Origin of the sequence: Desulforegula conservatrix Mb1Pa (assembly GCF_000426225.1) — a bacterium.
Lineage (GTDB): Bacteria > Desulfobacterota > Desulfobacteria > Desulfobacterales > Desulforegulaceae > Desulforegula > Desulforegula conservatrix.
This window is the reverse complement of the sequence record NZ_AUEY01000005.1, coordinates 67453-79247: the sequence shown is the minus strand read 5'-3', so window position 1 is coordinate 79247 and position 11795 is coordinate 67453. Positions and strand designations below refer to the sequence as shown.

Here is an 11795-nt window from a genome sequence, read left to right as displayed (position 1 = left end):
ACTTCCTTATCCTATAACCTTTGGAACAATGAAATATCCGTCCTCCGAAGAAGGAGCGTTGGCTGTGGCATTTTCCTGACCGACATGACCTACAGGAACATCTTCCCTGAAAGCCGTATCATGATCTATACCCTGGAACGAAGGCTCAACGCCTTCTGTGTCAGCCTTAGCGAGCGTGTCAATATATTCAAGAATCTTATCAATCTGCTCGGCTATTCTTTCCATATCTGCCTCATCCACTTCAAGACGGGCAAGATGGGCAACCTGCACTACCTGTTCTTTTGTAATCTTCATGCTTTATTCCTGAGGAACGTTAATGACCATGGCCGGAAATCCGGCGCCCTTGATGGTTTCAGCCATTTTCACAGCCTTTTGCTTGTCGCCGTATGTACCCACCCGGATTCTGTACCATTCTTTGCCATCACTACCCTTGCCTTTAACAACGGAAGTGCTGTATCCGGCACCGGATAGTTTTTTGGCGTATGCGTCGGCATCATTCTGGGTTGTGTATGCCCCGGCCTGTATCGAGTACTTGACCGGCTTTGACTGCTCTTTATTCACGGTCTGCTTGTCGGCAGTTTTATTTTCTGTTTTAACAGCCCCTGCTTTGGTAGCAGTTGCTTCCTTTGGTTTTTCCTGCTTCACCGGCTCGACAATTTTCTGAGGCTGCTCTTTAGCTATTGTCTGATTCTTCAACTGATCCAAAGTCGTTACAGCAACTGAGTCTGTAGGCTTTTCAGCTTTTTTTGCTGCAATGTCCTGCATAATAGTTTTTACATCTGTCTGCTTTTTAGAATCCTTTGTTTTGTCAGAAGCAGAGGCAGCCTTTGTATCCTGTTTTTGCTGGGTATTTCTTGCCGTATCAACCGCAGGCTTCGAGTCTTTTTTCACTGAGCCAGGCGTTTTTTCTTTTTCAGGCTTCTTAGTATCTGTTTTTGAGGCATCAGTCTTAATTTCAGTATGTTTTTTATCGCCTGTCTTTATTTCAACTGTTTTTTTATCGTCAGTCTTTTTATCTTCCGGCTTTTTTACATCAGTCTTCTTGTCAGTTTTTTCCTGCGCTGCTTTCACTTCTTTGGCAGAAGCAACCGTTTTTTCACCCGGTTTTACAGGCGAAATGCTTTTGGACTTTGAAGCATTGCCATTATCAGATGAATCAGCCGGAGTCTTTGAAACACCTTCCTCTTTATCAGAATCCTTATTTGCCGCTTTTGAAGTTGAAGGAAGCCTTTCAGGCTCAAGCGCAGCCAGCTTGGCTTTTGACTGAAGAGACGCCAGTTCTTCAATTTTTTTACTTCCGCCCTTATTATCCTTCAAAGCCTCAAAAAACTCCAGCTCCTGGGATTCGGTTGTTTCAGGCAAAACAACATCCGTACTTTCAGGATTTACGGCGGAGCTAACCATGGCCATGAGATCGAAATCAAGCTGGTGAGAATCAAAATACACGGGAGCGCTTTCCCTGCCCACGAGTATTCCAAGATAAAACATCCACGCAGCCACAGAAGTAAGAAAAATCCACCAGCCAAAGATCACTCTTCGCTCAAGTGTAACCGTCTTTTTCTTCTTACCCGGAAATTCAGGTTCAGTTCCTTCTTTTCTATCAAACTCAATGGTCATATCTTATCACATATGTTCCGGAGCAGATATTCCAAGAAGGCTCAGCCCGTTTCGTATTACAGTCTGAACTGCTGAAATGAGAAGAAGCCTTGCCGATGCAACCGAGGCATCTTCGGTCAGAACCTTGTGCTTGTTATAAAAAGCATGGAAAAGACCGGCCAGATCCATAAGATAAAAAGTGATTCTGTGAGGCTCCAGATTCTTGCCGGCAAGACCCACAATCTGGGAATACCTTGCCATAGCCTTTATCATTCTCATTTCTTCTTCGGTTTCAATAAGACCCGACGCATCAGATGAAACGCATGCTGCCCTGCCTTCATCTAATGCCTTCTTAAGTATGCTCGCTATTCTGGCATGGACATACTGCACATAATAAACAGGATTTTCATTTGTTTTTTTCTTGGCCAGCTCAAGGTCAAAGTCAAGGTGGCTGTCATAATGACGCATGAGGAACATGAAACGCGCGGCATCCTTTCCTGTCTCGTCCACTACTTCCTTCAAGGTAACGAATTCCCCGGTTCTTGTGGACATGGCAACTGGCTCGCCAGCCCTTAAAAGAGCGACAAGCTGGACAAGGATGACATTGAATTTGTCTTTTGAATTCCCTGAAGCCTGGATGCATGCGTTCATCCTCGGAATATAACCGTGGTGATCCGCGCCCCAGACATCTATTACCCTGTCAAAACCGCGCTCATATTTTTCCATATGATAGGCAATGTCAGAGGCAAAATATGTGGTATCCCCATTACTTCTTACAACAACCCTGTCTTTTTCATCGCCGTAATCAGTTGTTCTGAACCACCATGCGCCGTCGTTTTCATAGATAACGCCCCGCGCTTTAAGATCTTCTATGGCTTTTTCAACTTTGCCAGAATCATAGAGACTCTGCTCACTGTACCATTTATTGTGATTTACGCCAAAAGCATTGAGATCATCTTTTATGCCTTCCATTATCTGGTCAGCGGCATATCTTGCACAGATAAGCCGTCCATCTGCTTCAGGCAGGGACAGAATCTCGGCCCCGCGAATCCCGTCAAGTTCCTTTGCAAGGTCAATGATATAATCGCCCTGGTAATAATCTTCAGGGAACTCTATTTTCTCGCCATGAAGCTCTTTGAACCTTAAATATACTGAACCGCCAAGGGTACTTATCTGACGGCCTGAATCATTTATATAGTATTCCTTGACCACGTCGTATCCGCAGAATGAAAGAAGGTCAGCAACAGCATCACCAACGGCTGCTCCTCTTCCATGACCTACATGAAGCGGCCCTGTGGGATTTGCGCTTACGAATTCAACCTGGACTTTCTGTCCTTTTCCGAAAAACACCCGACCATAATCCTTACCGTCTTTCAGAACTTCATCGAGTACAGGCAGCCAGGCATCTTTTTTAAGATAGAAATTGATGAAACCCGGACCTGCTATCTCAACCTTTTCAATAATACTTTTTTCAGTATCGATTAAAGGGAGAAGTATTTCAGCAACCTTTCTCGGCGGCATTTTCTGGGATTTTGCCATTGTCATTGCAAGATTTGTGGAAAAATCACCATGAGCCTCAATCTTCGGCTCTTCAAGCATAATCTCTGGCATGCCCGCTATATCAATTGTAAGGCTTCCGTCTGCGTTCGCCTTTTTAAGGGCCTCAGAAACAGTACTGCGTAGAACTTCAAGAATCATATAAAATGCCACCTCTTTATCAGGATATTTCAATAACTTCGAATGCGCTATCTTGAATAAAGAATTTTAGCGGTCAAGTCAAGAAAGGTCTGGGAGTATATGAAATAGGTGATTGCCGGCCTCAAAGCTTTATGCAATATATATTGTGATGATTTAAACTGAATTCAAAGGAGGCAAACCATGCTGGTCAAAAAATGGATGACAAAGGACGTGATTACGGTCAATGCAGATGACTCGATGCAGCACGCTATTCATATATTAAAAGAGCACAAACTGCGCCTTCTTCCAGTAATGGACAAGGGAGAGCTCGTTGGCATCATCAGCGACGGAGACCTTAAAAAGGCGTCACCGTCAGATGCTACCAGCCTTGATATTCATGAGCTCATTTATCTGACATCAAAAATAAAAATCAAAGATCTCATGAAAAAGAACCCTTACAGAATTTCTCCTGATACTTCTGCCGAGGAAGCTGCGGCTATAATGCTGGAAAAGCGAATTTCAGGACTGCCTGTTACTGATGACAAGGGAAAACTTGAGGGAATAATAACCAAAAGCGATATTTTCAGACTCCTAATATCCCTGACATGCCTGGCTGGAAGGGGAATCCAGATAGCGATCCAGCTCAAGGACAATCCTGGATCCATAAAGGAAATGAGGGATATAATCCATCAGTTCAAGGGAAGAACAGCTAGCGTTTTAAGTTCGTCTGAAAAGAGTCCCGATGGATTCATAAACGTATACTTAAGGATTTATGACATAGAAAGGAACACGATCCCCTCCATTCTTGAAGAGATGAAAAAACATGGGGAATTACTTTACGTAATAGATCACAAGGACAACACCAGACAGATATTTGAGGTTTAGCCGGTTTTGACAATGTCACGAAAAGTCTGATTTTCGTCATTCCGGCGCAGGCCGGAATCCAGGAGCCCCTGAAAATACAAAGATACAGGCTCAAGTCCAGCATGACGCTTAAACGATTTTCCGGCTTTTTGCGAGACCATCAGTTTTGATGGAAGCTCAAAAAAATCCTGTTTCCCTTGAAAATTAAAAACCGGCTGTTAGCTTAACAGCCGGTTTGTTAACCCGATACAAAGCTTGCATCCTCTTAGCCGGATTGGTTCTTGAATGCAAAAATCATTTAAAGTTACACGTCGATATCCATGTCACCGATATCATCATCTGCAACTTTGAGGGATCCGCTCTCAGGATCTTCAAGACTTGAAAAATCATCTTCGATGAATGCTGCTTCTTCATCCACATCATCAGCAAGCATGTCATCAATGATATCTATTTCAGCTGCTTCAGACTCGACATCAGGAGCGACAATAATTGGACGTTCGCCTTTGACCAGAAAATCAAGATCATTGAATAACAGTTCTTTTTCCGGTTCTGCTCCGTCTTTGAGCATCTCGATTATGGCTTCTGCTATCTGATTAGCATACGAGCTTGGTGGGAAAATATTATTATCCCTGAAAACCTCTACAACAGCCGCAGTACCTATTTTTACTGCTTCATCAAAATCCTCGATATCCATTTTTTTCTCGGATAAAGATGAAAAAGTACCAGGATCGAGTTCTCCCCTCTCCTCAATTACAATGGCTCCATCCTGCTTACTCAGAAGATATTTACTCTTCATTCCTATTCTCTCCTCAAATTAAGGCACTTGTAGTTATACTGCCTTTAGTCTCAATATTTATAAATCATAATGCACCAAAGTCAACCAAGATTCGAAAAAACCAGATCTTATTCATTAAAACAAAATTCATCTGATCCTCTATTTATTTTTGGTATTTTTTATCGGCATTGATCCTTTCAGTGCCTGAACTGTGATGGACTCGCAAAATGTCTGATTCCCGTCATTCCGGCGCAGACTGAAATCCAGAACTGTCTGAAATTACAAAGATGCTTAATCAAGACAGACATTACAACACAGCCCATTTTGACTTTTTGCTATACCACCAATTAAAGTTGCTCATTTTTATTAATGGTCGCCGTGGGCGATATTTACCTGATTTTGCACCGTCATAATTTTACACGAGTTTTTTTCATCATTTTTTTTCATTTTTAAATCAGTTATTTATTTAATAATTACTAAATAATCAACACAAAGACCTGGCAACCCAATAAAAAGTTATTGACCTGTCCATACCTAAGTGATAAAGATAGCGTGTTTTTTCGGAGGAGTGGCCGAGTGGCTTAAGGCGGCGGTCTTGAAAACCGTTGAGTGTAACAGCTCCGTGGGTTCAAATCCTACCTCCTCCGCCATAAAACACCTTGTCAGGAGAGATGGCCGAGCAGGTCGAAGGCGCTCGCCTGCTAAGCGAGTATACGCCGTAAAAGCGTATCGAGGGTTCGAATCCCTCTCTCTCCGCCAGGTCAAAGCAGGTTTAAAACAACGGGTTCCGAAATAATCGGAATCCGTTTTTTTGTTTCATAGACTTTTCCCAAATACTTCCATCCAATGAACTCAAAAAAACAGAATCTTTACATTGACAGACTGATCAGAACAAGGCGAAAGTCGGTTTCCATAACGATTACCCCGAAATCAGAAATTATAGTCAGAGCACCACTTGGACTAAGTGATGAAATCATTTTTGACATTGTTCTTAAGAAACACGCATGGATAAAGGACAAAATTGGACAGATAAGCAACATCAAAGAAAAGGCTTTCGCTCCAGGCGAGAGTTTCCCCTTCCTCGGATCAAGTTATATTCTTCAATCCACCTTAAACAGAAACAATATTGGTGTTAACGGTGACCGTTTAGAAATCCCGGAATCCTTTCTCCATGATGCTGAAAAAAAGCTCTTTGAATGGTATAAAAATCAAGCATTGAAAATTCTGTCCGAGAGATGCGCCATGGTGTCCGAAAAGACGGGCATAAGACCCTCAAGCCTCAAAATAACAGGCGCAAAAAAAAGATGGGGCTCGTGCGGTCACAGGGGGAATATCAATCTGTCATGGAGACTTGCAATGTGCCCGGTTGAGGTAATTGATTATGTGATTGTACATGAACTCGCCCACATTAAGGTCAGAAACCACTCCAAACTTTTCTGGGACAAGGTTGAAGAACTTTTGCCTGACTACAGGGAGCAGGAATTATGGCTTAAAAAAAATTCAAGAAGCATGAATTTTTAATTCAAATCTGCCAAGGTCGCAAAAAGCCATCTTTCAGCCAGTCCGGCGAAGGTTGGAACCCATAAATATCTGAAAATACAAAGATGCCGTATCAAATCCGTTATGACCATGACGCCCTTTTCTGGCTTTTTGCGAGACCGTCAAATCTGTTTTTTTAACACTTAGCTTGGTCATAAAATAAAAAAAGGAGAACACATCAGCATTCTCCCTTTATTCATCAATTATTAGCGAGGCGCTACAGAATCGTCTCAAGCGCCTTCAGGGCCATCTCAATAAGAAACTGAGGCATTATACCAATTGCTATTATACCAACGATCAGAACACAACCCAGGCAATAAGACGATGCAGGAAGGACTGTCTTTTCGATATTCTCTTCTGTGGTCGTATAGGCGGCCCTAATGAGCTTCAGATAGTAAAAACCTGCTATGCCGGCATTTATTACAGCGAGAATTACTATTGCATAATATTTTTTTTCTATGGCTGCCGTAAAAAGCATGAATTTACCGGTGAAACCCATTGTCGGTGGAATTCCGGCAAGTGCAAGGGCACTAACTGCTAGTGTCATGGCAAGAATAGGAGATCTCTTGTAAAGCCCTTTAAGGCTGTCAAAGGTGACATTTCCGCCTTCCGCAGCCACATGGTAAATTACATAGAAAAGCGCCACATTCATCAGGACATAACCGGCTCCGTAGTATATGGCCGCTGAAAAGCCTGATGTGCTGAGGGTCAGCAGACCAATCATGATGTAACCGGCATGGGCTATACTGGAATAAGCCGCAAGCCTCTTCAGATCTGTCTGAACAAGAGCGGAAAGGTTCCCGATGGTCATGGAGAAAAACGAAAGGATCATGAGAACCTTGACAAAATCAGGCCTGTCAACTCCGGCAAAAGCGGCAAGTCTTATAAGAAGCGCGATTGCGCCTATTTTTGGAAGTGTGGCCACAAAACCTGCTGTCTCGTTGGCAGCACCTTCGTAAACATCAGGCGTCCAGAAGTGCATCGGAAACATTGCAAGCTTAAAGAAAAACCCGGTCATGAGCATCAACAGGCCAATCATTGCCATTGGACTTGTCGCTATCATTCCAGGAATTATTTTGGATAGCTGATAAAAATAGGTGGTTCCGCAGGCTCCGTAAACGTAGCTAGATCCATAAAGAGAGATACCGCTTGCGACCGCGCCGAAAAGTACATACTTGATGCCAGATTCCATCTGCTTGTCAAACCCGGCGGTTTTTCTAAAGGGTATGATCACATAAAGTGAGAATGATGATATCTCAAGGCTCAATACCATGGTGATCAGTTCAACCGAACTTGTCAAAAATACAAGCCCCATAGAGCTTATGGTCAGAAACATCAGATATTCTGGGTGGTATTTCTCGGATATGCCCCGCAAGCCATATCCCATGAAAATAATCAGAAACAGACCTATGCTGATGATTACCTTGAAAATCTGGGAATAAGCATCAATCCTGTACGCATCGTAAAAGAGGCTTCCTTTTTCACATAACCCTCCAAGAGATGCAAGGACAAGGATCGCAGAAAGCACGATTGCTGCATTCTGGACAAAGGCCCGGGAAGGCTTGCCAAGGGATATAAAGAAAAAAATCAGTGAAACCGCAATAAACGCCAACTCTGGAATGAATATCAAACCCTGCATACTAATTTTCCATATAATTTAATCTATTAAAGCCAGAATTATTCTTAAGAACATAATTATTTCATTGCTGCAGTCACGCCCACAACCTTGTCAGCGCCTGCCTGGGTAACCAGATTATCAACGCTTGCATTCATGATTTTAAGGATAGGCGATGGATTCAGACCTATCCAGAATACAAAAATAGTCAGAAACACAAGCATTGCAGCCTCCCTGAAACCAAGGTCAGAAAGATGATGTTCTTCCTTTTCATGACCGTGGTGTCCTTCATCGTGGCCGTGGTGGGCGTGCCCGTCTGAATCGGCCCAAACCATTTTCTGAAGAAGTCTGAGCATATAGGCCGCAGCAAGTACAGCGCCAACAACGGCGAGACCTCCGACCACCGGGTATTTACCGAAAGCCGCCAGAAGAACCAGGAACTCACCCACAAAGGAATTAGTTCCAGGAAACGCAAGGGAAGAAAGGGAGAAGATACCAAGAAAGGTAACATAAATCGGCATGAACATTCCAAGGGCCGAGTTTGCAGAAATTTCCCTGCTATGGGTTCTTTCATAAATAATTCCGACGCAGATAAACAGCGCTCCAGTTGTAATTCCATGATTGATCATCTGGAGCATTGCGCCTTTTATCCCTTGGGAATTCAGCAAAAACACGCCAAGGGTCACAAATCCCATATGACCTACGCTGGAATAGGCAATCAGCTTTTTTATATCAGACTGACCAAGAGCAAGGTAGCCACCTGCAAGTATTGAAACTACTGATATTCCGATCATATATGGAGCGCATACTGCTACAGCTTCCGGAGTTATGGGAAGACAGAGTCTTAAAAATCCGTATCCGCCCATTTTAAGGAGAATACTTGCAAGTATTACGCTGCCGGCAGTCGGCGCCTCGACATGGGCCGCCGGAAGCCAGGTATGAAGCGGAAACATTGGTATCTTGATGGCAAACGCGAGTGCACAGGCAAGAAATATCCAGAACTGGAACATGAAAGCGTAATTCTGTCCCATGAGATCGGGTATAAAAAAGGTTCCGGTCTTAATATAAAGGGCGATGATAGCAACAAGAAGAAATACGCTTCCTATGAGGGTATAAAGAAAGAATTTGATGGATGCGTAATCCTTTCTTGGCCCACCCCACACTGCTATTATAAGGTACATCGGAAGGAGCATCGCTTCCCAGAATATGTAAAACATGACTGTGTTAAGACTTATAAAAACACCTATCATTGCGGTCTCCATGAGAAGAACCACAAATATAAATTCCTGGAGCCTGTCTTTTATATAATTCCAGGAACACAGGATACAAAGTGGCATTATAAATGTGGTCAGAAGCACAAGCAGCGTGCTCATGCCATCGACCCCGACTACATAGTCAAGGTTAAGAGCCGGAAACCACGGGTAAACCTCGGCAAACTGAAATTTAACCGACGTCGCATCGAAATTCGTATAAAGTGGAAGCGACAGCACAAGTGCAAATACAGTTACAAGAAAACCCCACAGCTTCAGCATTGTTTCATTTTTTATGAATAAAGCGACAAGCGCGCCCGCCAGAGGAATAAATGTCACTGCGGACAGTACAGGGTATCCGATCGAGTTGTAAATTAGATGTTGATCCATTTCCAAGCCTTATTAAAACCAGATTATAGAATCTGAACACAATATTTGCTGCTGTGAATTATCTGCAGCAAACTCTTTATTCAATTAAATGAAAACCGTTATCATTATAACCGTGAACAGGATTAAGACCGCAGCGCCAATATACTGCTGAAGCTTGCCTGTCTGAATATGCCTGAGACCGTCACCGGCTTTGACTACTCCGCGTGCACTGCCGTCAATGGCTCCGTCTATGGCTCTCCAGTCAAACCATGACATGAATCTGGCTATCATCATGGTCATTCTGAGGCCGACAGTTCTATAGACCTCATTTGCTACATCGTCTGTTTTTGCGACCGGCTTTCTGGCAATCCACATAAAAAACTGGGCGCCTCTTCTGTAAAACCAGTCAACATCGAGATTTATATAGTCTTTAGGATGAAGCTTCTTGAGCATCAGATAAAACCCGAGTCCTGTAAAACCGAGAATCTGCATCGATTCCGAGAGATGATATGCTGAATAAGGCTTGTACTCGGTGGCGTATGGCAATAGATTATAAAGATACTCAGGATAAACGCCTATGAAGAAGCACAGAAAAGCTGCTATCCCCATTGCAATATGCATATTTATGGGAGCTTCTTTTGCCTCGACTCCTGAATCCTTGCCAAACCAGATAAAATAAGGAAGCTTGACGCCGACAGAGAGAAAAGTTCCGACAGAAGCAAGAAGAAGCATCAGCATGATAACTATTCTGTGGCCTTCTCCAGCCGCGACCACAATCATTGACTTGCTGACAAATCCGCTTGTAAGAGGAAACCCCGAAATCGAAATCCCTCCGATCACTGTAAAGATCATCGTTAAAGGCATTTTTTTCCACAGACCGCCGAGTTCGCTCAGCTTGGATTTGCCTGTCATCTCAAGAACCGCGCCAGCGCCCATGAAAAGAAGAGCCTTATATATAATATGGGCGTATGCGTGGGCACAGGCTCCGTTTATAGCCATTGCAGACCCTATTCCGACTGCGCAGACCATGTATCCGACCTGGCTGACAATATGGTAGGCAAGAATCCTTCGGGCATCATTCTCAATTATTGCGTATCCGACACCATATAGTGTCATCACTGCTCCGAGTATCGCAAGGATCTCAAAACCGGGAAATGCTCTTGCAAGAACATATACTGCGGTCTTTGTGGTAAAGGCGCACATGAAAACAGCGCCTGTGACAGTCGCCTCCGGATATGCGTCGGGCAACCAAGCGTGAATCGGAGGAACAGCCGCATTTAGCGCAAAGCCAATCAGGATCAGATAATCAGCCATTGTTGCATCAGCTGGAATTATCTGGGTAAAGGTCAGATCATGTATATTCTTGTACCTGAGGAAAATACCGCCAAGCAGAATAAGCCCGCCAGCCATATGTACAAGCAGATATCTGAATCCGGCATCAACTGACTTCTTCTTTTTTCTGTACCAGACAAGAAAAGTTGAGGCAAAAGCCATGAGTTCCCAGAAAATGAACAGCGTGAGGTAGTCTCCGGCGAGGGTAACACCAAGCGAACCTGCAACATAGAGCATTGCTGCTATCTGCTGGCCAGTATCTTTGGTTTTTAGCCCGTATATGGCTCCTATAATTGCCATGAGGGTAAATACATGGAGAAATACATAGGTCAGCCTGTCCACTTTTCCGAATACTATCTCAAACCCAAGATAGTTCATCTGCCCGAAAATTTCTGGAAGATATCTGATCTGCCAGAATGCGAGTACGGGAATCAGGACAAGCAGAATCTTGTCAAGACGCATTTTTCTGAAAAAAGGCAGTGTAACTGCTCCCAGTATAAACAGAATCGACGGATGTACAAAAAAATCACTCATTATCGTAAAACCCCTCGTCCTTCGTCAGGATAAAGTGAGCAAGGCCCTTCCATATCAGGGTCATGATGACACATCCGCAGAATCCGGCCACAGCCCAGAATCCGGGAATTTTATCACCCCAGAAATGAGCCTCATGACGTTCTGCAATGAAGTCAAATCCAACTATACAGACAAGAAGGCCGAAAAAAAGAATTCTTAGCAGCCCTGATCTGTCACGAAGATAGCCTATCAATTTAACGAGCAT

At 43.6% G+C, this 11795-nt stretch carries 10 protein-coding genes and 2 tRNA genes; 4 read left to right on the top strand and 8 right to left on the bottom strand.

Annotated features, from left to right (window positions below; genetic code table 11):
• Nucleotides 1–6: 6 nt before the first annotated feature.
• Genes gatC through argS form a run of 3 tightly spaced genes read right to left on the bottom strand, consistent with a single transcriptional unit; the run spans nt 7 to nt 3294 of the window.
• A complete protein-coding gene (gene gatC / locus K245_RS0103820) occupies nt 7–294 on the bottom strand; it encodes an Asp-tRNA(Asn)/Glu-tRNA(Gln) amidotransferase subunit GatC (protein WP_027358238.1) in 288 nt (95 codons plus the stop codon).
• A gap of 3 nt (nt 295–297) precedes the next feature.
• Entirely contained in the window at nt 298–1617 is a 1320-nt protein-coding gene (locus K245_RS0103815) for an SPOR domain-containing protein (protein WP_027358237.1), read from the bottom strand.
• A gap of 6 nt (nt 1618–1623) precedes the next feature.
• Nucleotides 1624–3294 carry an arginine--tRNA ligase gene (argS, locus tag K245_RS0103810; RefSeq protein ID WP_035276418.1) on the bottom strand — a complete coding sequence of 557 codons (1671 nt, stop codon included), beginning with the start codon at nt 3292–3294 and terminating at the stop codon, nt 1624–1626.
• Between the two features lie 180 nt (nt 3295–3474).
• On the opposite strand from argS, the gene K245_RS0103805 reads away from it, so the two are divergent.
• Nucleotides 3475–4158, top strand: coding sequence for a CBS and ACT domain-containing protein (locus tag K245_RS0103805; RefSeq protein ID WP_027358235.1), 684 nt, complete (start codon nt 3475–3477; stop codon nt 4156–4158).
• A gap of 283 nt (nt 4159–4441) precedes the next feature.
• Here K245_RS0103805 and K245_RS0103795 read toward each other — a convergent pair whose 3' ends face one another.
• Nucleotides 4442–4933, bottom strand: a complete 492-nt coding sequence (locus K245_RS0103795) for a hypothetical protein (protein WP_027358234.1) — start codon at nt 4931–4933, stop codon at nt 4442–4444.
• 541 nt (nt 4934–5474) lie between these two features.
• Between K245_RS0103795 and K245_RS0103790 the strand changes: the two genes are divergently transcribed.
• The 3 genes from K245_RS0103790 (at nt 5475) to K245_RS0103780 (ending at nt 6433) form a co-directional block, all read left to right on the top strand.
• Nucleotides 5475–5562, top strand: a tRNA-Ser gene (locus tag K245_RS0103790).
• A gap of 15 nt (nt 5563–5577) precedes the next feature.
• A tRNA-Ser gene (locus K245_RS0103785) sits at nt 5578–5671 on the top strand.
• 87 nt (nt 5672–5758) lie between these two features.
• Nucleotides 5759–6433, top strand: coding sequence for a M48 family metallopeptidase (locus K245_RS0103780; RefSeq protein WP_027358233.1), 675 nt, complete (start codon nt 5759–5761; stop codon nt 6431–6433).
• 235 nt (nt 6434–6668) lie between these two features.
• On the opposite strand, the gene K245_RS0103775 is transcribed toward K245_RS0103780, so the two are convergent.
• The 4 genes from K245_RS0103775 to K245_RS0103760 all read right to left on the bottom strand — a co-directional run bounded on the left by K245_RS0103775 (nt 6669) and on the right by K245_RS0103760 (nt 11795).
• Nucleotides 6669–8090: an NADH-quinone oxidoreductase subunit N gene (locus tag K245_RS0103775; RefSeq protein WP_027358232.1), complete on the bottom strand. Its 1422-nt coding sequence runs from the start codon at nt 8088–8090 to the stop codon at nt 6669–6671.
• A gap of 56 nt (nt 8091–8146) precedes the next feature.
• A complete protein-coding gene (locus tag K245_RS0103770) occupies nt 8147–9706 on the bottom strand; it encodes a complex I subunit 4 family protein (RefSeq protein ID WP_027358231.1) in 1560 nt (519 codons plus the stop codon).
• Between the two features lie 84 nt (nt 9707–9790).
• Entirely contained in the window at nt 9791–11551 is a 1761-nt protein-coding gene (locus K245_RS0103765) for a Na(+)/H(+) antiporter subunit D (protein WP_027358230.1), read from the bottom strand.
• Nucleotides 11544–11795: a hypothetical protein gene (locus K245_RS0103760; RefSeq protein ID WP_035276417.1), complete on the bottom strand. Its 252-nt coding sequence runs from the start codon at nt 11793–11795 to the stop codon at nt 11544–11546. The genes K245_RS0103765 and K245_RS0103760 overlap by 8 nt, the downstream gene beginning before the upstream one ends.

Coding starts and splice junctions, on each gene's coding strand:
- gatC (WP_027358238.1), bottom strand. CDS start 294: ATGAAGATTACAAAAGAACAGGTAGTGCAGGTTGCCCATCTTGCCCGT.
- K245_RS0103815 (WP_027358237.1), bottom strand. CDS start 1,617: ATGACCATTGAGTTTGATAGAAAAGAAGGAACTGAACCTGAATTTCCG.
- argS (WP_035276418.1), bottom strand. CDS start 3,294: ATGATTCTTGAAGTTCTACGCAGTACTGTTTCTGAGGCCCTTAAAAAG.
- K245_RS0103805 (WP_027358235.1), top strand. CDS start 3,475: ATGCTGGTCAAAAAATGGATGACAAAGGACGTGATTACGGTCAATGCA.
- K245_RS0103795 (WP_027358234.1), bottom strand. CDS start 4,933: ATGAAGAGTAAATATCTTCTGAGTAAGCAGGATGGAGCCATTGTAATT.
- K245_RS0103780 (WP_027358233.1), top strand. CDS start 5,759: ATGAACTCAAAAAAACAGAATCTTTACATTGACAGACTGATCAGAACA.
- K245_RS0103775 (WP_027358232.1), bottom strand. CDS start 8,090: ATGCAGGGTTTGATATTCATTCCAGAGTTGGCGTTTATTGCGGTTTCA.
- K245_RS0103770 (WP_027358231.1), bottom strand. CDS start 9,706: ATGGATCAACATCTAATTTACAACTCGATCGGATACCCTGTACTGTCC.
- K245_RS0103765 (WP_027358230.1), bottom strand. CDS start 11,551: ATGAGTGATTTTTTTGTACATCCGTCGATTCTGTTTATACTGGGAGCA.
- K245_RS0103760 (WP_035276417.1), bottom strand. CDS start 11,795: ATGCTCGTTAAATTGATAGGCTATCTTCGTGACAGATCAGGGCTGCTA.